Annotated in this window: 23 protein-coding genes; 19 read left to right on the top strand and 4 right to left on the bottom strand. The window is 44.1% G+C overall.

Annotated features, from left to right (window positions below; all coding sequences use genetic code 11):
- Positions 1–165: 165 nt before the first annotated feature.
- The gene (locus tag NSQ20_RS24730; RefSeq protein ID WP_036674538.1) at positions 166–3525 is read left to right on the top strand and encodes an SIR2 family protein; all 3360 of its coding nucleotides are present in this window, start codon (positions 166–168) and stop codon (positions 3523–3525) included.
- 117 nt (positions 3526–3642) lie between these two features.
- Here the strand turns inward: NSQ20_RS24730 and NSQ20_RS24725 are convergent, their stop codons facing one another.
- Together NSQ20_RS24725 and NSQ20_RS24720 are read right to left on the bottom strand one after the other, a co-directional pair.
- Entirely contained in the window at positions 3643–4545 is a 903-nt protein-coding gene (locus tag NSQ20_RS24725; RefSeq protein ID WP_051450017.1) for an EamA family transporter, read from the bottom strand.
- A complete protein-coding gene (locus NSQ20_RS24720; protein WP_036674536.1) occupies positions 4542–5285 on the bottom strand; it encodes an SDR family NAD(P)-dependent oxidoreductase in 744 nt (247 codons plus the stop codon). The genes NSQ20_RS24725 and NSQ20_RS24720 overlap by 4 nt, the downstream gene beginning before the upstream one ends.
- Positions 5286–5421: 136 nt before the next feature.
- Here NSQ20_RS24720 and NSQ20_RS24715 point away from each other — a divergent pair, with 136 nt between their 5' ends.
- Genes NSQ20_RS24715 through crcB form a run of 4 tightly spaced genes read left to right on the top strand, consistent with a single transcriptional unit; the run spans position 5422 to position 8453 of the window.
- Positions 5422–6312: a LysR family transcriptional regulator gene (locus NSQ20_RS24715; protein WP_036674534.1), complete on the top strand. Its 891-nt coding sequence runs from the start codon at positions 5422–5424 to the stop codon at positions 6310–6312.
- Between the two features lie 42 nt (positions 6313–6354).
- On the top strand, positions 6355–7662 hold the full coding sequence (locus NSQ20_RS24710) for a replication-associated recombination protein A (protein WP_036674532.1): 1308 nt from the start codon (positions 6355–6357) through the stop codon (positions 7660–7662).
- 33 nt (positions 7663–7695) lie between these two features.
- A complete protein-coding gene (locus tag NSQ20_RS24705) occupies positions 7696–8097 on the top strand; it encodes a CrcB family protein (RefSeq protein ID WP_036674530.1) in 402 nt (133 codons plus the stop codon).
- Positions 8094–8453 (top strand): fluoride efflux transporter CrcB, encoded by a 360-nt coding sequence (gene crcB, locus NSQ20_RS24700; protein ID WP_340018314.1) that lies wholly within the window; start codon positions 8094–8096, stop codon positions 8451–8453. The genes NSQ20_RS24705 and crcB overlap by 4 nt, the downstream gene beginning before the upstream one ends.
- A 131-nt stretch (positions 8454–8584) precedes the next feature.
- On the opposite strand, the gene mnmA is transcribed toward crcB, so the two are convergent.
- Complete coding sequence (gene mnmA / locus NSQ20_RS24695) at positions 8585–9709, bottom strand: tRNA 2-thiouridine(34) synthase MnmA (protein ID WP_036616942.1); 1125 nt, start codon at positions 9707–9709, stop codon at positions 8585–8587.
- Between the two features lie 321 nt (positions 9710–10030).
- On the opposite strand from mnmA, the gene NSQ20_RS24690 reads away from it, so the two are divergent.
- Positions 10031–10450, top strand: a complete 420-nt coding sequence (locus NSQ20_RS24690) for an Rrf2 family transcriptional regulator (RefSeq protein ID WP_017686811.1) — start codon at positions 10031–10033, stop codon at positions 10448–10450.
- 182 nt (positions 10451–10632) lie between these two features.
- Here NSQ20_RS24690 and NSQ20_RS24685 read toward each other — a convergent pair whose 3' ends face one another.
- Positions 10633–11028 carry a hypothetical protein gene (locus NSQ20_RS24685; protein WP_127551074.1) on the bottom strand — a complete coding sequence of 132 codons (396 nt, stop codon included), beginning with the start codon at positions 11026–11028 and terminating at the stop codon, positions 10633–10635.
- Between the two features lie 132 nt (positions 11029–11160).
- On the opposite strand from NSQ20_RS24685, the gene NSQ20_RS24680 reads away from it, so the two are divergent.
- From NSQ20_RS24680 to NSQ20_RS24620, 13 genes are all read left to right on the top strand, one after another.
- Positions 11161–12312: a cysteine desulfurase family protein gene (locus tag NSQ20_RS24680; protein ID WP_127551076.1), complete on the top strand. Its 1152-nt coding sequence runs from the start codon at positions 11161–11163 to the stop codon at positions 12310–12312.
- 164 nt (positions 12313–12476) lie between these two features.
- Positions 12477–12998: a PRC-barrel domain-containing protein gene (locus tag NSQ20_RS24675; protein ID WP_340031065.1), complete on the top strand. Its 522-nt coding sequence runs from the start codon at positions 12477–12479 to the stop codon at positions 12996–12998.
- A 10-nt stretch (positions 12999–13008) separates the two neighbouring features.
- Complete coding sequence (locus NSQ20_RS24670) at positions 13009–13218, top strand: hypothetical protein (RefSeq protein WP_017686815.1); 210 nt, start codon at positions 13009–13011, stop codon at positions 13216–13218.
- A gap of 295 nt (positions 13219–13513) precedes the next feature.
- Positions 13514–14581, top strand: a complete 1068-nt coding sequence (locus NSQ20_RS24665) for an AI-2E family transporter (protein WP_076212453.1) — start codon at positions 13514–13516, stop codon at positions 14579–14581.
- A 435-nt stretch (positions 14582–15016) separates the two neighbouring features.
- Positions 15017–17647: an alanine--tRNA ligase gene (alaS, locus tag NSQ20_RS24660; protein WP_105601814.1), complete on the top strand. Its 2631-nt coding sequence runs from the start codon at positions 15017–15019 to the stop codon at positions 17645–17647.
- A gap of 242 nt (positions 17648–17889) precedes the next feature.
- Positions 17890–18150 (top strand): IreB family regulatory phosphoprotein, encoded by a 261-nt coding sequence (locus tag NSQ20_RS24655; RefSeq protein ID WP_036616950.1) that lies wholly within the window; start codon positions 17890–17892, stop codon positions 18148–18150.
- A gap of 128 nt (positions 18151–18278) precedes the next feature.
- Positions 18279–18695, top strand: a complete 417-nt coding sequence (gene ruvX, locus NSQ20_RS24650; RefSeq protein WP_062835871.1) for a Holliday junction resolvase RuvX — start codon at positions 18279–18281, stop codon at positions 18693–18695.
- 12 nt (positions 18696–18707) lie between these two features.
- Positions 18708–19007 (top strand): DUF1292 domain-containing protein, encoded by a 300-nt coding sequence (locus tag NSQ20_RS24645; RefSeq protein WP_017686820.1) that lies wholly within the window; start codon positions 18708–18710, stop codon positions 19005–19007.
- Positions 19008–19322, top strand: a complete 315-nt coding sequence (locus tag NSQ20_RS24640; protein WP_047844066.1) for a DUF1292 domain-containing protein — start codon at positions 19008–19010, stop codon at positions 19320–19322. It abuts the gene before it with no gap.
- Between the two features lie 76 nt (positions 19323–19398).
- Complete coding sequence (gene mltG / locus NSQ20_RS24635) at positions 19399–20439, top strand: endolytic transglycosylase MltG (protein ID WP_338706886.1); 1041 nt, start codon at positions 19399–19401, stop codon at positions 20437–20439.
- A gap of 14 nt (positions 20440–20453) precedes the next feature.
- Positions 20454–21383 (top strand): peptidase U32 family protein, encoded by a 930-nt coding sequence (locus NSQ20_RS24630; RefSeq protein WP_222215759.1) that lies wholly within the window; start codon positions 20454–20456, stop codon positions 21381–21383.
- Positions 21384–21400: 17 nt separating this feature from the next.
- Complete coding sequence (locus tag NSQ20_RS24625) at positions 21401–22729, top strand: U32 family peptidase (RefSeq protein WP_100529071.1); 1329 nt, start codon at positions 21401–21403, stop codon at positions 22727–22729.
- Positions 22730–22969: 240 nt separating this feature from the next.
- A complete protein-coding gene (locus NSQ20_RS24620; RefSeq protein ID WP_338706885.1) occupies positions 22970–25252 on the top strand; it encodes a methyl-accepting chemotaxis protein in 2283 nt (760 codons plus the stop codon).
- The last annotated feature ends 23 nt before the right edge of the window (positions 25253–25275 follow it).

Below are 25275 nucleotides of genomic sequence, written 5' to 3'. Positions count from 1 at the left end.
AAGTTTAATGGTTTTGAAAAATAACATGTATGTAAGAGGGATGGATGAATACGAAAAATCAGTTAATTATGTAATTCACAGTTAATATTGAAAAATCACATGGAATAATTATAGTCTAGATGGTAAAATTTTGTTATGAAAAATTACTTGGGAGTTGTAGATAATATGGAACAAACAGATAAAACAAAAAAAATAATGCTAGATGATGGAATACTTGAAATTAAACAAGTTTGTGATGAAATGCTACACTTAAAGAAAAAATCTCCTTACTTTTTTCTTGTAGGAGCAGGGATCTCTTCTCCTAGTGCACCTTTAGCAAGAGACATTATAACTCATTGTAAAGAACATGCATTGAAATATAATAGAGAACTTACACCAGACAGTTCTTCTGTTCAAGATGCATATTCTGATTGGTTTGAATTAGCCTATCCTAATCGATTTCAGAGACAAAACTATATAAAAAATATTCTTCATAATCGTCCTATTAATCTCGCGAATATAAAATTAGCACATTTATTGTCTCAAAAAGTAGTAAGTAATTTAGTTATTACTACTAACTTTGATGATTTTTTATCAAGGTCTTTAAGTATGTTTGGAATACAACACATTGTTTCGGATCATCCGCACACTGTAGAAAAAATAGATCCTGAGAACAATGAAATTCAAATTGTACATATTCATGGGACTTATTGGTTTTATGATTGTTGCAATCTAAGTGGAGAAATCATTGAAAGAGCAGAACGCCAATTAAATACTAACCGAACTATGGCATTTTTCATTGATTCATTGCTCTATAGACGTGTTCCAATAGTTATTGGGTACAGCGGATGGGAAAATGATGTCTTTATGCAAGCATTGAAGAGAAGACTTGAAAGTCCGTTACCTTTTAACTTGTATTGGTTTTGTTATACTGAAAATGACATATACTCTTTACCAAAATGGCTTCGGTTTAATAGTGATGTAAAGTTTGTTGTACCTGATTCAAATATTGAACAACTTCCACAAGAAAATCTCGATCAAATTTTACTTGGAGTAAAAGATTCTGTTGAAAATAATGGTTTTCTTGATGCTAAAGAAGTATTTGAACAATTCATCAATAAATTTAACATTGAATCTCCAGAAATCACACGTGATCCTATAGGGTTTTATGTGAAGTCCTTAAATAGTTCGGTTGACAGCGATAATTTGAGTGAGAATGAGGACGGTAAGTATTTTTTCAAAGAAGTTATTGAGAGACTAGAAAGAGCTAAGGCAAGTAAGGAATATACCACAAATTTATTTTTAGAAGAACTTAAAGAGTTACTTAAGAAATCACAATACGAAGAATTAATTAATAAAGTACAAATGAATTATAGTTACTCAATGTTTGATTTTCAAGAGCATGTGGAATTGCTGAATGTTATCTTATCTGCTTCTGATAAATTATATGAAAATTACGAAGGGTACGATTTAATAAAAAAAATATCAATGGAAGTTATTACAAGAAGTAAGAAAGATAATGATTTGAGCGTTATAAAAAAAATCATTTGCAAAGCATTATTAGGTAAAGGAGATATTTTGCAAAAAAAATTATCTTATGATGAAGCTTTAGTGGTATATGATGAATTAATGTTAAATTTCATTGAGGAACAATTTGTCTATTACGTGGTTCGAGCAATATTTCGTAAAGGTCTTATCTATGAAGGCATGGAAAAATTTCAAGATGAAATCAAAGCTTATAATTTAATTATTGAAGAATATTCAGATATTAAGACACAAAATGTTAGGAATATAGTAGCAACATCCTATCTAAAGAAAGCTACAACTATGTTTAAAGAAAATACCGACATATTTGAATCTTTAGAAGTTCTAGATACATTTAAACTTGAATTTTGTAATGATAGTCATCCGAAAATTCAACACTTTATATGTCTATCTCTATATATAAAATCAATAATCCTAAATTCTAAAAATCTATTAGATAGAGAATTAGAAGTTTATAATGAAATGCTAATTTTATTTGGTGAAAGTGAAGAACTCAATATAAAAGAGACAGTGGCTAAATCCTTAAAGAATAAAGGAGAAACTTTGACCAAACTTCAGCGACATAATGAGGCATTAGATACGTTTGATGAAATTACGAAAAGATACACTGATGATGATGAGTCGTCTTTGAAAGAACTTGCGGCAAATGCAATGATGAATAAAGGACGATATTTACATAATATTGGTAATCATAGTGAAGCGATTAAAATGTATGAAAAAATTCACAAATATTATAGCCAGTCAGATCAAATATCAGATACTGTACAGCTTAAGAAAGCTGATACATATGTTGCAATGGGACATTTTAATGAAGCTGTGACTGTATACGATGAGATTATTTCTACGGTTGAAAAACTTAATAATTCGAATGTAGATTTGTTCGCACAGTCTTATTTAGGTAAAGTATTTGCGTTAGCGAAGGCAGAGAAGTATGAATCCTCTAATACGGTTATTGACACTTTTATCGAAAAAGTCCAAAAAATTAAAGAAATAAAGGTTAAGAGATATGTTGCATTTGCATTATCTAATAAAGCTCTAAATTTTACAAATTTGGAGGATGATTCGAATGCGCTTAATATTTATAAAGAAATCATTATGAAATTCAAAAACTTTGGTAAAGATAAAATATTAAATGAAATAATTCAAAGCAGTTTTTACAAAAAAGCATTGACTCTGGGGAGACTAGGAGATGAATCAAAATCAGTTAAAGAATTAAATTCTCTTTATATCAAATTAAAGGACGAAACAGAGTACGATTTGAGAATTATAGCAAAAAAATCTTTATTATCTAGAGCAATAGGATTATGCAATTTAGAGAGATATGAAGAGTCTCTCATGACACATGATTTAATAGAGAGTACTTATTACAGTGATACAGAATTACATGAGGAATCATTTGAATATTCATTTAAAATTAATAAAAGTGATTGCCTGAGAGGTTTGGGGAAATTAAAAGAAGCACTTGAAGTATTTTTGGATATTAAGCAATTAATTGGAACTATGAGTCAAGATTACTTCGCGAGTATTCTTGGTGAGATCAACTCTATAGGTTTCGAAGCCTATACTACTAAACAGTATGAATTAAGTAAAAATGCCTTTATGTTAGCTTTTAATTGTGGATCGGAAATTTCAGGATCAAACCTATCTTTTATGGTTAGAAGAGGGGAAGTAACTGGAAATAACGTACCGAGTCACGAGGTTTTACTAGCTCCAGCTTTGAAAAATAATGAACCTTTCGCTATTATCAATAAGCTTTTATTAAATATCATGGAAACGAATAGTGAAGAGTGTAAGAATTTAATTGAGAAAATTGATGATTTTACTGGAATACTCCATTGGTGGAGTCAGTTGGCGATTAATGATGATCCAGAGGGGCATCTAGTTATTGGTTTGTTGACTAGAGCTAACTTGGTCTCTGATCCAAATGGTATGTCATTTAAAGAAAGATTTGACATTGTAGATATTTCGGGTATGGGGATACCATCGTGGCTAAATGAATAATTGCAATTTCTTATGCCAACTCTGCCTCTTGCACAAGTAAGAAAAACGTGCCTCACCAAACATAGGTGAGGCATTATCGATTTAATCTCCCAAGGAAGAAAGACAGGGAGAGTTTAGTTAGGGCACCCTATTTCTCATTCTGGACGAGCGACGGTTCACTAGGAATATGCCAACACCAATGAATAAACCGCCTGCCAATGCAAACCACTGAACGTGTTCTCCTAGTAAAATCCAACTCGATAATACACCAAAGAACGGTGCCAGAAACAGATACGAACTGGTTTGGGCTGGGTCACTATTCTGAAGCAGATAAAACCAGAGTGAGAACTGAATGATGGAGCAAACAAGCGTTAACCAGAGCAGCGCCATAACCGAGGTGGTATTGACCATAAAGTGAGGCTGTTCAGTCCATACGCTCAGCAGAAGCAACGCAGCACCTCCAGCAAGCATCTGATAGGCTGTTAATACAAAAGTATCATAGCCATTGCCCCAGCGTTTGATGAGCAATGTGGACACGGCAAAGGAGATCGCACCACCAAATCCAATCCAGGTTCCAGGACTAAAGCTCATCTGCCATCCAAAAGTTAACATAATCCCGATGAAACCGAGTATAACACCGATCCACTGACTGAAACGGTAGGTCACTCTATATAAAAGAGCACTGAGGATAATGACCAGTAGCGGATTGGTAAACGTAATAATGGCGGATTCACCGGATGTAATCCAGTTCATGCTGTAGTAGGCGCAGCCCATCACTCCGGCGGATTGGAACAGGCCAATGAGGATTATTTTCAACCAAGACTGCCATCCAGTAGGCAAAGGACGTTTACGAAGGAACAAGGCCATCAAGCCACCTGCCAGTATATAACGTATGCCCATGAGCAGGAGAGGTGGGGCATATAACATGCCGATCTTGCCAACTGGAAAAGAAGTGCCCATGATTAACGTTGTCAAAATGATCAATAGTGTATATTTCAATGGTTTTATGATCCGGGTATCTTTATCATGACTGGAGCTCATAACGTCTGTCCGCTATCTACAGTAATTAGTTGCCCGGTCATGGATTGCTGTTCCAGCGCAGCACAGATCATGTGTGCGATATCTTCAGGTGAGGCAATATGCTGTAATAACACTTCTCCACCAAGACGATACATTCGCTCCTCGTTTCCAGCCCACCACCTTGTAGCAACTGCGCCAGGGACGATAGCATTCACCCGAATGTGTGGTGAGAGTGCGTGCGCAAGTGATAAGGTCAGCCCATGAACTGCCGCTTTGGAGACGGCGTAAGGGAGGCAGGAGCCCGAGCCCGTACTGCCTGCGATGCTGCCCAGATTTACGATAGAACCACCGCCAGCCTGTCTCATGCCTTCTGTCACTGCACGAGCGCAATGAAACATGCCTTTCACATTCACATCAACCAGCTCATTCCAGACGTCATCTGTAACAGACTCCAGATCGTGCATGGGGATATGGTGTGTGATTCCGGCGTTATTTACGAGTGCAGTAATCGGGCCATAGGTTTCAGTTATTGTAGTGACCATTCGCCGGACATCAAAATCATTGGCAACATTAGCTTGAACGGCGAATGCATGGCCTCCCGTATCCAAAATGTGTTGAACAGTCTCGTTTGCTGCATCTTGTGAGCGGGAATAGTTGACAGCGACCAAGGCTCCGCGTTCAGCGAGCAACTCACTTACAGCACGTCCTATACCTGTTCCACCACCTGTGATCAGAGCAACTCTATTTTTCCAGTATGTCATGCTGAACACTCCTTATCATCATCCAGTCAGATGACTGGTTTGGGATCTACATGAATTGTAGTCCGGTTTACACATGAAGTATAATGATTGGTAATGAAGCGGATATCATTTTGAATGATGTCAGAGTGGGGGGACCATGGAGAGCGGGGATCTTAGAATATTTCAGTGTGTTGCACAGGAAGGGAATCTGACCAAAGCTGCTTCTAAACTGGGGTATGTTCAATCCAACGTAACGGCACGAATCCGGCATCTGGAAGCAGAAGTGGGTACAACGTTGTTTATTCGTCATAACCGAGGCATGACGTTATCTCCAGCCGGAGAAATGTTGCTGACCTATGCAGATAAAATTATTGGTTTGCTGAATGATGCTTCCAAGGCACTTCGGGCGACGAGCACACCATCGGGTCCAATGCGAATAGGGTCTACACAAACCGCAGCGGCCGTGCGACTACCTGAACTTTTCGTCAGATATTATAAACAGTATCCAGATGTCTCCTTGTCACTGGTTACTGGCAATTCGCAGATGCTTATGGATCAGGTTATTGGGTATGAATTGGAGGGAGCGTTTATAGGCTGTCCCTGTGATCATCCTGATATCGTTTCTATTCCCGTATTTGATGAGGAACTATTTGTTGTCTATTCTGGTATGGGTCCTACGGATGAAGATCTTAAGAGTAAACCTATTCTTGTCTACAGCATGGGGTGTTCCTATCGTCAGGTTTTGGAGGAATGGTTAGAGGTGGGTGGTGTTACCCGCCCAGTAATTATGGAATTCGGAACCCTTGAAGCGATTATTAGTGGAGTTACGTCCGGTATGGGAATTTCCTTATTACCAGAGATTGTGATTAGGCATCAGATCGAAAATGGATTATTGCGCACGCATACACTCCCCGTAGGTATGAATCGCATGATGACTCATTTTATTACTCGCAAGGATGCCTTTGTCAGCAGTGCACTTCATGCATTTATGGCTATGTTACCGCGAGAGTATGATATGATAGAGAGTGGAGAACCATCAGAAGTGTAATTGTATTCAAGGCAAGGCAATCCGTTAAGGAAGTGATGAGCAATGGATTTATTTTCGTTTCAACAGGACTCAAAACCACAAGCTAGACTGCTCGCGGACCGCTTGCGGCCAGAGCATCTGGATGAATATATTGGACAGGAACATATTATTGGACCGGGGAAATTACTCCGGCGCGCCATCGAGGCTGATCAGATTTCGTCCATCTTGTTATACGGCCCTCCGGGATGTGGCAAGACAACCTTGGCACATATTATTTCCCAGCAAACGAAAGGACAGTTCGTACGTCTGAATGCAGTGGAAGCTTCCGTTAAGGATGTGCGTGAAGTCATCGAACAGGCGCAAACGAACAAACAGCTGTATGGAACCAAAACCATTCTGTTCCTCGACGAGGTACATCGGTTTAACAGTTCACGTCAGGATGCGTTATTGCCAGCGGTAGAGAAGGGCACGATTATTTTTATCGGCGCAACAACAGAGAATCCCTTTCATTATGTCAATGGAGCCTTGATGAGCCGTTCTACTCTGTTCCAGCTAGAATCGCTAAATAAGGATCATTCCCTAATTGCAATGCACAGAGCATTGAGTGATGCGGACAAAGGTCTGGGGTTCATGGAACTGCAGGCGGACGATGAGGCGCTTGAACATATTGCTACGATGGCCAACGGAGATATTCGGCGTGCGCTTAATGCGCTTGAACTGGCTGCGTTGACGACGCCACCGGAGAAGGATGGATCCATTCATATTACGCTTGGCGTAGCTGAAGAGTCTATTCGGCGTCCCATTGTGAAGGCGGATGAATCGACACAGTATGATGTGTTGTCTGCATTTCACAAGAGTATTCGGGGTTCCAGTGATGCGGCGTTGTTCTGGTTTCTATACGCGGTGGAGAAGCTCGGCATGGACCCGATGACCTTCATTCGGCGCCTGATTGCAGCAAGTAGTGAAGATATTGGACTTGCAAACCCGCAAGCTATGACCCAGGCCATTGGAGCACTTGATGCGTACCGAAATAACGGCTGGCCTGAAGCCAAGCTGAACATTGCACAAGCGATTTTGTTTGCAGTAGAAAGTCCAAAATCCAATGCGGTGTACACCGCCATTTCCAAAGCCATGAACGCGATTGATGAGGTAAAATCGGCAGAAGTTCCGCTTCACTTGCGAGATACGCATTACTCGGGTGCCGTGAAGCTTGGACATGAGGGTTATCAATATCCACACAACTATCCGGGGCATTACGTGAAACAAGAATATTTGCCAAAGCAGCTCTCACGGAGAGTATTCTATGAGGCAACGGAGCAGGGTAACGAATCGAAGATCAGGCTGAACCAACAGCGGCGCAGAGATCTATAAGATCAGTCAGATCACTCGGGAGATGCATACAACATGAAAGAGCTTTTGTATATAGGGGCGGGTGGATTTCTCGGCACATTAACCCGATATGCTATACAGTTAGCGATACCAACTGTCCATGGGGGATTTCCATGGGCAGTGCTGTTAATCAATGCGATGGGCAGCCTTTTTTTGGGTTGGTTCTTTACCATAGCTGTTCCAGGCAAAATAACACCACAACTTCGACTGGCGATTGGTACAGGTTTTACAGGCGCATTTACGACATTCTCCACGTTTACACTGGATATTGTTCGTTTATCCGAAGGGGGCGAATGGATCAGTGCCGCTATTTATATGATCGTGAGTCTGTTGGCAGGATTGTTGCTTTGTGCGCTGGGAATGAGCCTTGGACATCGTATGTTGGGAGCACAAAGACAAGAGGGTGATGCCTCATGATCCTGTGGATTGGTTTTGCAGGTGTGCTGGGTGCGGTACTGCGTTACAGTCTGGGAAAATGGGTCTCTGGCTTGCTGGGAATGGCCTTTCCATGGGGAACATGGATCATCAACATCAGTGGTTCATTGTTGCTTGGGTTGTTATATGGGTGGCATGAATCTGCAATGATCTCAGATGGAATCTGGTTGATGTGGGGAACCGGATTTTGCGGTGCGTACACGACGTTCTCTACCTTTGGTTATGAGACGTTAGGGCTTATGGGTCGACAACGATACGCAAGCGCGGCGCTCTACGTTGTCAGTTCGGTTCTAGTTGGGGTGTTTGCCGCCTGGGCAGGGGTCTGGTTGACTGCATAACGAACTATTTTTAATTTTTTTGCAAAAATAAGCAGGAAAAAAGCCATCCTTCATGGTATACATGAAAGACGGCTTTTTTAATAGGGATACACGGTATTGTGTATAATCCGCATTTTAATGGACAAGCTCTATTATTGCATTGCGGGTACAGGTACTTTTTGCACCTGATCGATCGTACCCCCACCCAGGCAGACCTCTCCGTCGTAGAAAACAACGGCTTGTCCTGGTGTAATGGCTTTTTGCTGCTGGTCAAATTGGACATCGACACTTCCATCTTCTTGCCAGGTCAATGTTACACCTTGATCCGGCTGACGATAGCGGAATTTGGCAGTACAACGGTATGGCACATTAGGCATGTGCTCTGCACCAGCAATCCAGTTCACACCCGTTGCGGTTAGACCTGTGGAGTACAGGCTTGCATGGGCATCGCCCTGAACAACAAGCAGTTGATTCTTCTCCAGATTCTTGTCTGCAACGAACCAAGGTTCACCATTGCCGGAACCGCCAATGCCAAGACCTTGGCGCTGTCCAAGTGTGTAGTACATCAGACCGTCATGACGACCTTTGACTTCACCGGTTGCGATATCAACCATGTCTCCGCCTTTGGCAGGCAGATAGTTACTCAGGAACTCTTTGAAATTACGCTCACCGATGAAGCAGACACCTGTGCTGTCTTTTTTCTTGGCAGTATACAAACCAGCCGCTTCTGCGATTTTGCGTACTTCGGGTTTGGGCAGATGACCAATCGGGAACATGGCTTTGGACAGCTGGTTCTGATTGAGTGCGTTAAGGAAATACGTTTGATCCTTATTGTTGTCCACACCACGAAGCAACTTGAGTGTGCCATCTTCTTCAATCAGACGAGCATAGTGTCCTGTAGCTACATAATCTGCGCCGAGATCCAGAGCTTTGTTCAGGAATTCACCAAATTTGATCTCACGATTACACATGACATCCGGATTTGGCGTGCGGCCCGACTTATATTCATCAAGGAAATAGGTAAATACTTTATCAAAATATTCTTTCTCGAAGTTGACAGTGTAGTAAGGAATGCCGATCTGTTCACATACGCGGCGTACATCCTCTGAATCTTCTTCAGCGGTACAGTGGCCGAACTCGTCGGTGTCATCCCAGTTTTTCATGAAAATGCCGATGACATCGTACCCTTGCTCTTTCAGCAGCAGTGCGGTAACGGAAGAATCGACACCTCCGGACATGCCAACGACGACCCGTGTATTTTCAATTGTTTTGGACATCGTTATCACCATTTCTATATATAAATGTGTTTCGTTTCTTATTCTAGCATAACCGGACTCAAGATACGATACACCCGGCCAATTTTGGATAGTGTCCACCACAGACGCACATTTTGGAATATCGTCAATCTTTCTTTTCCATAAAGCATGCAGATATGTTAACATTAGCTGAGGGTTATGATCGGAATACGGAGGATTAGAAGGTTTATGCTAATCTCAATGCATCTCCGCTGTGGACAGATCGTGAAACAGACGGTCATGGACCATAGGATTAAATATAAAGTTTCCAATCGTTTCTGAAAATTGAAAGAGGTGACTCCTTTGAAAATATCGACAAAAGGCCGTTACGGCCTCACAATCATGATGGAGCTTGCTGCCAGAATAGGCGAAGGCCCTACATCACTTAAAAGCATTGCTGAGCGCAACCAGCTCTCGGAGCATTACTTGGAGCAACTGATTGCTCCACTGCGTAATGCAGGACTGGTGAAAAGCATTAGAGGTGCTTACGGCGGTTATATCCTTGCGGGTGATCCTGCAACCGTGACTGCAGGCGATGTAATCCGTGTACTGGAAGGGCCAATCTCTCCAGTAGACTTCACGGAGGAAGATGATCCGGCGAAACGTGATCTGTGGTTGCGTATTCGTGACGGGATTGCGGAAGTATTGGATTCCACAACACTGAAAGACCTGATTACCTTCCAGGATCAGGACAAAAAAGACAGCTACATGTTCTACATTTAAGGTCACTAATTCGCATCACAGAAGACACAATAAAGCCCCCAACTTGGGGGCTTTAGACATGCCAATGGGTACTTTGTTCTGTTCTTCAATTTCTACGGATTATTTTAATTGAGTAGGGCTATGTATTCAGCCGTGGGATTTACAAGATGGTCAAGTGTGAACTTAACTGGATCACTTGTAAATCAGCGACCTTTTAAGGTTTCTATATCAGCTTCCATGCGTAACTGACGGCGATTCAAAATATCAATGCTGTGCTGATGGGTATTCAATTCGGTAGTTACTTTGCGTTCAGAGGCGGAGTGGGAAGCGTCAAGACGTTTCGTAACGGTTAGTGTTTCCAGAACAGCTTGTTGAAGAAGCGGAATGTTTTTAGTTTGTTCCTCTATGGTGTCCAATCTGCCATCCATGGTATTCAGTCTGTCATCGACAGTGTCTAGTCTGTTCTCTACGGCACCGAGCCTCTCTTCCATAACATCGAGTCGGTGGTTTATTTTTCCAAGATGTCCATCAATACTGTCGAATCGTTTGTCCATTTGTTGAAGCTGATTCAGAATCTGCCCGAGAATGGGATCACTCATGTCTCTCTCTCCTTTTTGAAATGGATATATAACATTATACACGAAGATGTGACAATAGAGCATCCGTTTCAATTTCCAATTTTAATAGTTTGCCATGAGATAGAAATTTAACATATAACGGGGTGAAGATAAATGAAACGAATTTATTTGGATCACGCCGCATCGACACCTATGCATCCACAAGTCGCAGAAGCGATGATGAACGTCATGACAGGACAATTTGGCAATGCATCAAGTATCCATGCCTTTGGGCGTGAGGCCAAACGGACTGTCAGCGGAGCAAGGGATGTCATTGCGGCGTCTTTGGGCTGTTTCCCGGACGAATTGGTATTCACCGGAGGTGGCACGGAGAGCGACAATCTGGCAATCTTTGGAGCAGTGGCATCCAGGCAGGATAAGGGGAAACACGTCATTACGACCGCAATTGAGCACCATGCTGTCTTGCATACGTGTCAGGAATTGGAGCGGCAAGGTTATGAAGTAACCTATCTATCTGTGGATCGTCATGGACGAATAAATCTGGATGAGTTGCAAGAGGCCATTCGGCCGGATACGGTGCTGATTACCATGATGTATGCCAACAATGAAGTAGGCACGATTCAGCCGATCCGTGAGGTGGGTGAGCTTGCCCGTCAGCATAATATCCTTTTCCATACCGATGCAGTTCAGGCTCTGGGTAGCCAGAATATTTCCTGTAAGGAACTGCCTGTGGATCTGATCAGCTTCTCTGCGCATAAAATCAACGGACCTCAGGGCGTGGGTGCACTCTATGTACGGCGAGGAATTGTGCTGGAAGCAAGAGCTCACGGTGGGTTGCAAGAGCGTCAGCGTCGCGCTGGTACGGAAAATATCGCAGGTATTACCGGATTTGCAGAGGCTCTCAAGATTGCATCAGCACAGACGGAGGCGCATCGTCAGCATGATTTGGAATTGCGTAAACTTTTGTTAGAACAGCTTGAAATTCATGTGGGGACGGAGCACTTTCACGTGAATGGACACCTGGAGCATACGCTGCCAAACATCCTGAATATCAGCTTTCCGGAAGTGTCCACAGAGACGATGTTAATGAATCTGGATATGGAAGGGATTGCTGTTGCAAGCGGTTCTGCCTGCACTTCCGGTTCACTTGAAGTCTCTCATGTGCTCAAAGCGATGAAATTGCCTGAAACATTTTTACACTCTGCGATTCGATTTAGCTGGGGATTGGGTAATACTACGGAAGAAATCATGATAACCGCCGAAAAAATTGGAACCATTCTTGGACGACTGCGTAATAGACCCTAAGGGGAACTTTACACATGGAACAGAAGGAGGGAAGAAGTTCCATTTCATCGGTTGGATAGAAGCGGTTTTGATGAACGGCGTCTGATTGCCACTCATCAACTTTGGGCATACCTAGCAATAGCGCCGCGCCTATTTAATGATAAGAAGATGAGGGGGACCCAGCGATGAAGCTTCAGGAAATGATCGGACTTGCCGTTTTTGATGTTGAGGACGGGAAGCAGGTCGGTAAAATCCAGGATTTCATTGTGAATGATGATTGGGAGATCGAAGGCATTGAGCTTGAGAACAAAGGTCTGTTTACCAATCATGTCAAAATCGTGCAGTGGCAAGATATCGTTGCCTACGGCGAAGATGCCGTCATGATCCGTAATCAACAGGCTGTCCGCAAGACGGGAGCCGACGACATAAAATACACGTACCTCCTCGGTCGGTCTAAATTGAAGGAGATGTCCGTGCTCACCGAAGAAGGTTTGCTGCTCGGGCGTGTCTCCGATGTTTATTTTGACCAAGAGTTGGGAAATACAATAATAGGGATTGAAATTACGGACGGTTTTATGTCCGATCTGATCGAGGGCCGCAAATGGCTGCCATGTACAAGCGATATGTCCATCGGGGAAAGTGCCATTATGGTGCCGTCTCTGAGTGAACAACGCTTGGAAAATGCCATTCATTCTGTTAATGGATAGGTGAATGAATATGAAATGTCCAAACTGTAGTTCCAAAGATATCGGGAAAATTGGTTCCCACCAGTTTTATTGCTGGGGATGCTTTATCGAATTAACGGTGAACGGTGAGAAAATGTCTGTATATCAGGTGGAAGAAGACGGTACGCTGAGTTCCCTGGATGATCTGTTTTTCGGGGACGAGCTGCCACAAGACTTCCCTCATCTTCACGCTTCTTCTTAATAAGCAGAATAACTTCCTCTATATGCGGTTTCATGACAATGTCTGTCATGGGAGGCTGTCGTTAATTGTTGGCAGATGTATATAGATGCGGTTACATAATGGTTGGGCTGGTGCATGGTTGATTATATGCTAACCCGTACTGCAAAATGCGCTTCCTTCTCTAATGAAGGAGGCGTTTTTTTGAGTTTAAGAAAAAATGTTCGGATTACTCCTTTCCACTTTTGCGCTGTGTTAATAAATATTACCTTTCCTACATATACTGACTCTCAGAGCCAGTCCAAAAGGAGAGATGCAAGTGGAGCAATTAACCAAAAACAAGCTGTTCCGTTACGCGATCTGGCTGCTGCTCGGATTGATCATTTTATATTTTATTTGGCTGCTGCGGCCTTTACTGCTTCACATATATGCGTTCCTGAAAACAGTGCTGGCACCCTTTATCGTAGCCCTTATCATATCCTATGTACTTAATCCGATTGTCAGCATGCTGGGAGGGCGCAAGGTGCCGCGTACAATTGCGGTTCTACTCATATATGCCTTTTTCCTGACCTGCCTCGGTGTCATTCTGATGAATGTCATTCCGGTATTGATTGAACAGCTGGGAGAACTCAACGAGCATATGCCGGAACTGTCCATGCGTGCCCAGAGCCTGATGAACAATATGGATCACAAATTAATGCCGCCAAGTGTGCGAACAGGCATGAACAGTTGGTTTTTTCAGATGGAGGATCGACTAACTCAGGGAATTACTGTGCTTATGGACAATATCGGGGCGACCATTAATGTGTTATTCAATGTGTTTATCGTGCCATTTCTGATCTTTTATATGTTAAAAGACTTTGAGGTGTTTGAGCGCACTATTGTGGCGTATCTTCCGCGTTCACGTCGGAAAGCGATTGTCTCGGTGATGAAAGAGATCGATACTGCACTGGGGAACTACATTCGGGGACAGTTTATTGTCTGTGTCATTGTTGGTATCTTTGCCTACATTGGTTATATCGTCATTGATATGCCGTATGCCCTGCTACTTGCAAGCATTGTAGCTGTGTTTAACATTGTGCCCTACTTGGGGCCTTTCCTTGGAGCTGCTCCTGCTGTGGTCATGGCATCAACCGTATCGTTTAAAATGGTACTACTTGTTGTCATTGTGAACACACTGTGCCAAGTGTTGGAGAGTAATGTTATTTCTCCTCAGGTGGTGGGACGTACGTTGCATCTGCATCCTCTGTCGATTATATTTGCACTGCTCGTCGGAGGTGAACTGGCAGGCATTGTAGGTTTAATTTTGGCAGTACCCGTTTTTGCCGTGCTGAAGGTGATTGTGCAACACTTTTTCGCCTATTACATCAAACGAAGGACCGACTAAATAGCAGGGTTAAAACATCAACGAGGCCGCGTTGACACCCGCTTGTGCTACCGATATAATGAGTGTGTATGTTGAGAACATGAAATCGATGATGAAATAAAGTACGCCGAGGGTTCCTTTCCTCAGAGAATAGACTTCATCGGATCAGGGTGAGCCTGAACTGATGGCTGGAAGAGTCTTGAAAGATGAAGCGGCGGAAAGCTAATTTCGGAGTGCAGGACAACCCTGCCGGGAGCGACCGTTATTTCGCATGAACGAGGAGATTGTTTGTTTGTCCGGGCAGCAAGGGATGAACAGCAATAACCAGGGTGGTACCGCGATAACATCGTCCCTGATTATTCAGGGGCGTTTTTTGTGTTTATTTTTACAAAAACAATGTTGACCAACCGGAGCGAATACGCAACGGACTATTATAATTTAATGGGGGCATCCAGTATGAAAGCCAGTGAAATCCGGTCCAAATGGATAGAGTTTTTTGCAAGTAAAGGTCACAAAATCGAGCCGAGCGCATCGCTCGTGCCTCACAACGATCCTTCTCTTTTGTGGATCAATGCAGGTATGGCACCGCTCAAACCATATTTTGACGGACGTGAGAAGCCGGAGAACCCGCGTCTTGCGAACTCCCAAAAATGTATCCGTACCAATGATATCGAGAATGTTGGTAAAACGCGTCGTCACCATACGTTCTTCGAAATGCTCGGCAACTTCTCTATTGGAGATTACTTCAAGGAAGAGACCGTAACATGGGCTTGGGAATTCTTGACCAGCAAAGAGTGGATCGGATTCGATCCGGAACGTCTTTCCGTAACGGTATATCCGGAAGATGAAGAAGCTTTCAAACTATGGAACGAAAAAGTAGGACTGCCTGCTGAGCGTATCATTAAATTGGATGAAAACTTCTGGGATATCGGCGAAGGCCCATGTGGTCCTTGTACCGAGATCTTCTATGACCGCGGCGAAGCTTATGGAAACGACATGAGTGATCCTGAAATGTATCCAGGTGGGGAAAACGAACGTTATCTGGAAGTATGGAATCTGGTATTCTCCCAGTTCAACCATAACAAAGATGGTAGCTACACACCGCTTCCTAACAAAAACATTGATACAGGTGCAGGTTTGGAGCGTTTTGCTTCCATTCTGCAAAATGTGGATTCCAACTTTGACACAGACCTGTTCCAACCGATGATTCAAAGAACAGCTGCTCTTGCAGGTGTGAAATATAACGACAGCGTAGAGATTGATGTTGCATTGAAAGTCATTGCCGATCATATCCGTACGGTTGCTTTTGCAGTAGGTGATGGCGTTCTGCCAAGTAATGAAGGACGTGGATATGTCATCCGTCGCTTGCTTCGCCGTGCAGTTCGTTATGGAAAAGTGCTTGGGCTTGACCGTCCATTCCTGTATGAATTGACAACAACCGTTGGTGAAGTGATGGGCATGTACTACCCTGAGGTAGTAGACAAACAGGAGTTCATCGCCAAAGTAATCAAAACCGAGGAAGAGCGTTTCCACGAAACACTCACAGATGGTCTGGCTATTCTGGCTGATATCAGCGGCACAGCCAAATCCGAAGGACGCACCGTTATTAGCGGACCTGAAGCTTTCAAACTGTATGATACGTACGGTTTCCCGTTTGACCTGACAGAAGATTATGCTGCAGAGCATGGTCTGACTGTGGACCGTGAAGGTTTTGATGCTTCCATGCAGAAACAACGTGAGCTTGGACGTGCTGGGCGTCAAGAGAACGAGAGCATGAAAGTCCAAGGCGGACCACTTGCTGATCTGGAGGTTAAAAGCGAGTTTGTTGGTTATACTGACCTGTTGACGGAAGCAAAAGTGGTAGCCATCGTAGCTGGTGACGCCCTTGTTGAATCTGTAGGCGAAGGACAGACGTGTCAGGTTGTTCTGGACAAGACTCCGTTCTACGCGGAAAGTGGCGGTCAAGTGAGTGATCAGGGCTTGCTGCGAGGTGCTGGTGTAACAGCAAAAGTACAAGGTTTGTTCAAAGCTCCACTCGGACAACATGTACATCTGGTGACTGTGGAGTCTGGTGAACTGCGTGTAGGTGATGTGATCAACGCCGAAGTAGACTCAGCGAAACGTGGCGACATTATCAAAAACCATACGGCTACCCACTTGCTGCACAAGGCACTCAAAGATGTGCTCGGCACACACGTAAACCAGGCAGGATCGCTCGTAGAGCCACAACGTCTGCGGTTTGACTTCTCTCACTTCGGCAGCATTACGCCGGAAGAGTTGACAGAAATTGAGCGTCAAGTGAACGAACAGATCTGGAATCGTCTGAACGTGAACATCGAGCTGAAAGCTATTGATGAAGCCAAAGAAATGGGTGCGATGGCCCTGTTTGGTGAAAAATATGGAGATATTGTACGTGTTGTTCAAGTCGGAGACTACAGTTTGGAACTTTGTGGCGGCTGTCACGTAAATAATACTTCAGAGATTGGAATCTTCAAACTGGTGAGCGAGAGCGGAATTGGCTCCGGCGTACGCCGGATCGAAGCTGTAACTGGCCGCGGCGCATATCTGTATGTGGAAAGCCAGTTGGAACTGCTTAAACAATCAGCAGCACTGCTCAAAGCAAATGTGGCTGATGTACCTAAACGGATTGAAGGTCTGAACCAACAATTGAAAGAAGCAGCCAGAGAGACTGAATCCCTTCAAAGCAAGCTGAGTGCCATGGAAGCTGGTCAATTGACGGATCAAGTGGTACAAGCAGGAAATACACAATTGCTGGCAGCACGCGTAGATGCTCCGAACATGGATGCGCTGCGTACAGTGGCAGATGAGTTGAAAGTAAAATTGCCTAACGCGGTACTCGTATTGGGTGCTCCAGCGGACGGCAAAGTGAATTTTGTTGTAGCAGTACCTGCTGAACAAGTGAAACAAGGATTACACGCAGGCAAAATCGTCAAAGAAGTCGCAGCAGTTTGCGGCGGCGGTGGCGGTGGACGTCCAGATATGGCGCAAGCCGGAGGTAAGGATGCGACCAAGCTGGATGAAGCGCTGAAACTGGCAGTTTCGCTGGTTAGCGGGCATAATGCATAAATCCATTGAGTGGCTTTCAATCGTCAAAAAATAAATCGAAATGGTTCTGTTCGTTTATTTTTTGTACCCGAGAGCGTGTGGAATCGAATGATGCAATATGCTGAAGCCAGTAAAGGACAAGCAAAAAACACAATTGCCTTATCCTTTGTTTACTTGTGGCAGTCAGAATATGTTATTATATAAACAGAAATCAATTCGGCAGGACATGGTCCCCATGTTCATGCAGGAGCGAGGTGTCATCAATGGACTCCATGGATAAGACGGTTAAATTTAATGTGAAAGGTGACGAACAGGAAGCATCATCCAAAGAGATTCTTCTCACGGTATATGATGCATTGGTCGATAAGGAGTATAATCCGATCAACCAGATTGTTGGGTATCTGATTTCCGGAGACCCGGCATACATTCCTCGTCACAACAACGCACGTAGTCTGGTCCGTAAAAAGGAGCGCGATGAGCTGATTGAAGAGCTTGTACGTTCCTATCTGGCCAATCACCGGTAATGTACGCCGCTTCCGCTGTGTTGCAGCCTTGCAGGCAGCGGGAAATGAACCGACAGAAGACAGCCTGAAGCTTGAGAAGGCGATTATTTGTAATCGACCTGAGCAGGCCCCAGGATGGGAGAGCATGGATGAAAATATTAGGTTTGGACTATGGGGACCGAAGAATCGGAGTTGCCGCGAGTGACGCCTTCGGTTGGACTGCCCAGGGATTGGAAGTGCTAGAACGCCGCCGTGATGAAGGCGAGTTCGCTCGGATTGCCGAACTTGTGCGTGAGCATGAGATTAGTGAGATCGTAGTCGGACTTCCCAAAAACATGAACGGCACCGTAGGACCGCGCGGTGAGATCTGCATTGCTTTTGCCGAACGCCTGCGGGATGAACTGAATTTACCTGTTCACCTTTGGGATGAACGGCTGACAACCATGGCAGCAGAACGTACGCTGATTGAAGCGGATGTCAGTCGGAAAAAACGCAAGCAGGTTGTGGACAAAATGGCCGCAAGCTTGATTTTGCAGAATTATTTGGATGCCAATAGTAGAAGGTGAGGGGGATCAACAATGGCTGAAGATCAACTGGGTATGGAAGAAGAAGCGGAAATTATTTACATTGCGGATGACGAGGGTAATGAAGAGGAATTCGAAGTCATCATGAAGTTTGAAGTAGATGGTTCGGAGGCCAAGTACATGATGGTTGCTCCGGTTGAACCTGAAGATGGCGAAACGGATGTATATGCATTCCGTTATGAAGAAGAGGGCGACGATATTAAACTTTTCGTCATCCAAGATGATGCCGAATGGGATATCGTCGAGGAGACGTTTAATACATTTCTTGCTGAAGATGAAGAGGAAGCGAACTAAATGACGGAATATAGCCGCAAAGACCTGAAATGGACAGATTCACTGCGTCTAGCATTCGGTGCTCATGTTGAGCTCGAGGAAGAGAACGGTAAATCACAACCGTATGACTTGTTGGCTGAGTTCGAAGTGAACGGTCAACAGTACGCGGTGCTCCGCAGTTCGTTGCGACCTTATGACGAGGTTGAACTTCTGCGGGTATCACCTGGAAGTGAAGACCAGATCATGCCAGAGTTAGTTACGATCGACGATGACGATGAGTGGGAGAACATCTCGGAACTGTATGATGAGTGTACACTCCCCATTGACGAAGATTAAATCAGCTTCAAATTGAAGAAACCGGGAGGGCGGAGAAGTCCGCTCTTTTTGGTTGTGTAAAGGAGTTGTTTCTTTTTTGAAAGGGAAAGCAATTGTAGTCATACTGCTTATCATTGTAGTTCTTGTCGGAGGCGCAGGCGGTTACGTGTGGAGTATGATGCGTCCTGTGGAAGCTTCTACAGAACCGGTCGTATTCGAGATTAAGAGCGGATCGGGAACTTCGAAAATCGCGGATCAGCTTCAAGAAGAAGGCCTCATTCGAAGTGGGCTAACCTTTAAAGGGTATTTAAAGTGGAAGAAACTAGGTTCTAATTTCATGGCGGGTACATATTCAATGAATCCTGGCGTGACATATGATGAGATTGTTAGCAAGCTGAGTAGTGGCGAAGTTGTACCGGAAGAAATGGTGAAATTTACGATTCCGGAGGGTTATAACGTTCTGCAAATGGCGGGTAAGCTTTCTTATGAGCATGTTGTAGATCGGGATGAATTCATCAAGCTGGCCAATGATCCATCGGCCTTTGATGTAGATATCATCAAAGATATTCCAGTGGATGAAGAACTTCGCTACGTATTGGAAGGGTATCTATTCCCGGAGACGTATGAGATGAAAAAGGGAAGTTCCACGCATGATGTGATGCAACGGATGCTGGAAGAATTCCAGACCAAGATTAATTCCATTCCTGATTTGGAAGCCAAGCTTCAGGAAAAGAACCTTTCCCTGCATGAACTGCTGACGATCGCGTCACTCGTGGAGAAAGAAGTTGTAGTGGACGAGGAACGTGCTCTGGTTGCAGGTGTAATCTACAATCGGATCAATCAGGATATGAAGCTGGAGATTGATGCTACCGTGCAATATCTGCTCGACAGACCGAAGGAACGATTGTTTTTCAAGGATCTAAAGGTGAAAAGTCCCTATAATACGTATCTGAACAAAGGCTTGCCACCAGGTCCAATTGCCAGTCCAAGTCTTCCGTCCATTGAGGCAGCGCTAAATCCGGAAGCTTCGGAGTATCTGTTCTATGTGACAAAAAAGGATGGCTCGTCTGGACATCTATTTGCCAAAACGTATAAGGAACACCAGCAAAATATAGCCAAAAGTAAGGCTGCGCAATAAGCGGAGGGGATTATATGAGTAAGAAACATGAACTGCTCGTTACAGCAGCGAATGTGAAAGAGGCAGAAGTGCTTCTCCAGGCTGGAGCAGATGCTCTGGTCATTGGAGATGATCGATTCGGCATGCGTCTTCCAGGCAGCTTTAGCGTGGAAGAGACAGCAGAGGTGGTTGCCATTGCAGCCAAACATCAGGCGCGTGTGTATGTATCCATGACTAATCTGATGTCCAACGAACTGTTGAAAGAATTGCCTGAATATGTTCAAGCACTTGGCAGAATCGGTATTGATGGTGTGGAGTTTAATGATCCATCCGTGCTGGCTACCATGAAGGAATACGCGCCACATGTGAAGTTGCACTGGAATGCGGAGATGACTTCAACGAACTATGCGACGGCCAACTATTGGGGAACCAAGGGAGCTAGTCGTGTTGTGCTTGCCCGTGAGTTGAATATGGACGAGTTGACGGAAATGGTCCCTTTTCTGAAAGTGGAAGCTCAGGTTCAGGTGCATGGTATGACGAATATTTATCATTCCAAGCGCAGTCTGGTACAAAGTTACATGGCTCATCAAGGGCGGCCGGTTGAGGGACATCTGGGCAAAGAACGGGGATTGTTCCTGATCGAGGCTGAACGTCGGGATGAGAAATTCCCGATCTACGAGGACATTAACGGTACACACATTATGAGCTCAGAGGATATATGTATCCTCGAAGATCTTCATCTGTTGATGGAGGCGGGTGTGCACAGTTTCAAAATTGAAGGTATGTTAAAATCACTCACCTACAATGAAGCTGTTGTACGTGCATATCGGACAGCGATTGACAGTTATATAGCCGATGCTGATGCATATGCGTTCTCTGAAGAGTGGCTCGCTGAGGTGCGCAAGTTACAGGACCCTGAACGTGAATTGTCTTTTGGATTTTTCTATAAAGAACAAGTGTATTAATAGACGAGGTGAACAGAATGGAAACAGTGGCGGTACAGCGGAAGTTCTCGGGGAAACGTAACCGTCTGGACAAACCGGAGCTGCTAGCTCCGGCGGGTAATCTGGAAAAACTAAAATTTGCGATCCATTACGGTGCAGATGCCGTATATATCGGTGGACAAGCCTATGGACTGCGTTCCAACGCGGATAACTTCAGCTTTGAAGAGATGCGTGAAGGTGTGGAGTTTGCCAAAAAGTATGGAGCCAAAGTGTTCGTAGCGACAAACATCTATGCACATAATGAGGATGTTGAAGGTATCGAAACGTACCTGCAAAATCTCTATAATGCGGGAATCTCTGCAATCATAGTAGCTGATCCAGCTATTATTGAAGTAGCGCTTCGTGCTGTGCCAGGCCTTGAGGTACATCTAAGTACTCAACAATCCACACTCAACTGGCAAGCGGTGAAGTTCTGGAAAGATGAAGGACTTCCACGTGTTGTTCTCGGACGTGAGACCAGCTTTGAAGAGATTGAAGAGATCAAGGCCAATGTGGATATCGAAATTGAAGCCTTTATTCACGGGGCGATGTGTTCCTCGTATTCCGGACGTTGTGTGCTCTCCAATCACTTTACGGATCGGGACTCCAACCGGGGCGGCTGTTGCCAGTCTTGCCGCTGGAAGTATGATTTGTTCGAGGATGCGAGAGAAGATACGGTGTGGGTCAGCGAAGAGGACATGCAGATGAAGGCCCCTGCGCCATTCAAACTAGGTGAGAACCAGCTTCCCCTGTTCGAGGAACAGGATAATTCATTCTCCATGGGATCTAAGGATCTGTGCATGATTGGCCATATTCCCGAGTTGATTGATGTGGGTGTGGACAGTTTCAAGATCGAAGGACGTATGAAATCGATCCACTACGTGGCAACCGTGGTTAACGTATACCGTCAAGCCATTGACGCCTATATGGCAGACCCGGAAAATTATGTTCTGAAACCTGAATGGGTTGAAGAAATGAACAAAGCGGCGAATCGCCCGCTGAATACCGGATTTTTCTATGATACACCAGACCATGAAGATCATATCTATGAACCGGAAGAAAAGGCTGTACCTTTTGATTTCGCTGGATTGGTCATGGGGTATGATGCTGAAACAGGAATGGCAACCATTCAACAGCGCAATCATTTCAAACCAGGACAGGAAATTGAATTTTTCGGCCCGGGAGGTCACTTTTTCAAACAGGTCGTCGGTGAAATACAGGATGAAGAAGGAAATGTTCTAGATGCTGCTCGTCACCCGTTGCAACTGATTAAAATGAAGGTAGATCAACCGGTTTCGTACTTCGATATGATGAGAAAAAAGAAGTAGGCTCAAATACCTACAATGTGTCAATATTGTATTATGATTTAACAAAATAGTGTTATGAAATTTACATGGGGACCTCCGTTTATCGGCAGATGGGGGTCTTTTTTTTATAGAAAAATAGGAATAAAGTTGTAAAATATTTCTGGGAAGTGAAAGGGGAACGAAGAAAGCTGTCGAATACTACATATTTATAGGGGAGAGAAAGAAAAATCTAACAAGTAAATTACTGGCAGGTGAATGGGATTGGTTCAAAAGAAGCAGGAAGACAGTGGGGAGCAAGTGACAAAAGCCGAGCAGGTTAATCCTGAGAAGGTTCAGAAAGTGAAGAAAGAAAAAGTAGTTAAAAGCAAAACGACAGGTAATGGCAAAAGATTGTTTAAGATTGACCGCAGCAAGCTCAAGCTGGGCTGGATCAAGACTGATTGGGTGAAGAAACAATTTAAAAACCGGGATTGGAAAAACCTTGGAGGGTCTTCTTTCCAACAGATTAAGAAGGCAAATCCGGTTAAATCCGTAGGGGTTAAACTGTTCTTGATCTTTTTTGCCGGTATTATGATTTTTGTAGTAAGTTTAGGTCTATTATCCTATTCGAAGGCCAAAGGTACGATAGAGAAAAATGCCTCGCGTGCCAATCAGGAGACCATTGATCAGACCAAACAAAAAATGGACATTATTCTGGAGAGATTTGTCGATACATCCACACAGATTTTCTTTGATCCGGAAATGCAGTCCTTGCTACAAAAAATGTCAGATACGAATTTGACTGCGTATGATACATTCGTGAACTCAAGTTCAATCAACAAGCAACTGTCCAATGTTGCATTTACAAATAAATCTATGGAAGCGATTTATTTGGTACCTACGGACGATACAAAGTCCATTATGGGTACCGGCAGCAACAGTTCATCCATGGGCAGCATTCGCCAGGAAGCATGGTACAGTGAGTTAATTGAGGCGGGCGGTTATCGCTGGCTTCCAACAGAGGTCAAAGAAGATGGCTCAACGCCAACGTTTAAAATTGCACGTTCCATGAAAAACTTGCAGGGGACTACTCAGTCGTATGTTCTGGTTATTGAACTGAAACTGGAAGTTTTGGAGGAACAATTGAAATCGCTTGATCTTGGGCCAGGAGCTATTCTTCAACTAATTGCTCCGGATAATAAAGTGGTTGCATCCTCCATCTCGGATCGTACAGGACAAGAAACAGAGCTTGCATTTGTCAAAGAGTTGACCGAACCAGCAGGTAGTACGAATACGGAGTATACGGTAGATGGCAAATCTACGGAAATGCTGGCTGTATACAGTACGATGGATACATCCAATTGGAAACTGGTTGGTATGATACCTACCTCTGTTTTGGTTCAGGACGCAAAAGGCATTCTGACTCTGACCCTGTGGATGGCGCTGATTGATGCGGGGATTGCAGTATTGATCGGGATCTGGATGGTGCGTATGATCGCTCGTCCACTTGGCAAATTGAAAGACCTGATGCAGGAAGGTGCAAAAGGTAATCTTAAAGTTCGTACACCATATAGCTCCCAGGATGAAATTGGTCAGCTCTCGACCGCCTTCAATCTGATGATGGAGCAGATCACTAAGCTGGTTGAACAAACCAATCGTTCTGCGCAGGAAGTATTGGATACGGCCTCTGAGCTGAGCAGTGCATCCAAGAAAACGGCTGTGTCTGCTTCGGAGATTGCCGTAGCTACAGAAGAGATCGCAGGCGGTGCGGGCAGTTTGGCAACCGAAGCGGAACGTGGCAATGAATTAACTGACAATATCTCTCGTCAGATGCAGAGTGTAATCGCTGCTAATGAACAGATGGGTGATTCTGCTCGTCATGTAGAGAAGTCCAGTCAGACAGGAACACAACATCTGAATCAGTTGATGACCAAAACGCAGAAGACAGAAGAAATGATTGGTGCACTGGTGAATAAGGTTGATTCACTGAAAGAGAGTACGTCTTCTGTTCTGAAAGTGCTTGAAGTGCTGCAAAACATAACGAAACAGACAAATATCCTTTCCCTGAATGCAACCATTGAAGCAGCACGTGCCGGTGCAGCCGGACGCGGATTCATGGTGGTGGCTGATGAGGTTCGTCAGCTCGCGGCTCAATCCAGACAATCCATTGAGATGGTTGGAGAGATTACAGACAAAATCATGACCGAAATGAATGAGACCGTGGATGCTTTGTCGGCAGCTTATCCTTTATTCAAAGAACAGATGGATGCGGTTAAAGACACCAACGTCATCTTTGCTTCCGTGCAGGAACAGATGGGTGCCTTTGTGGAACGTCTGGGTATGGTGACAGGTTCTATTGGAGATTTGAACAAATCTCAAGGTACGTTGTCTGAAGCCATGAGCAATGTCAGCGCTGTAGCTGAAGAATCTTCTGCAACGTCCCAAGAAGTAGCTTCCTTGAGCAGTGAACAGCAAAATATCAGTAACCAGCTGGTCAATCTGTCTGGCAAACTGGAGAATGTGTCTACTGAACTGAAAGAAACCTTGTCACGCTTTACGGTTTAACAAGCCAAGGTTGAAATGAGGAG

The organism is Paenibacillus sp. FSL K6-1122 (assembly GCF_037977015.1).
Taxonomy (GTDB): Bacteria; Bacillota; Bacilli; order Paenibacillales; family Paenibacillaceae; genus Paenibacillus; species Paenibacillus amylolyticus.
This window is presented reverse-complemented; position numbering and strand designations above follow the sequence as displayed.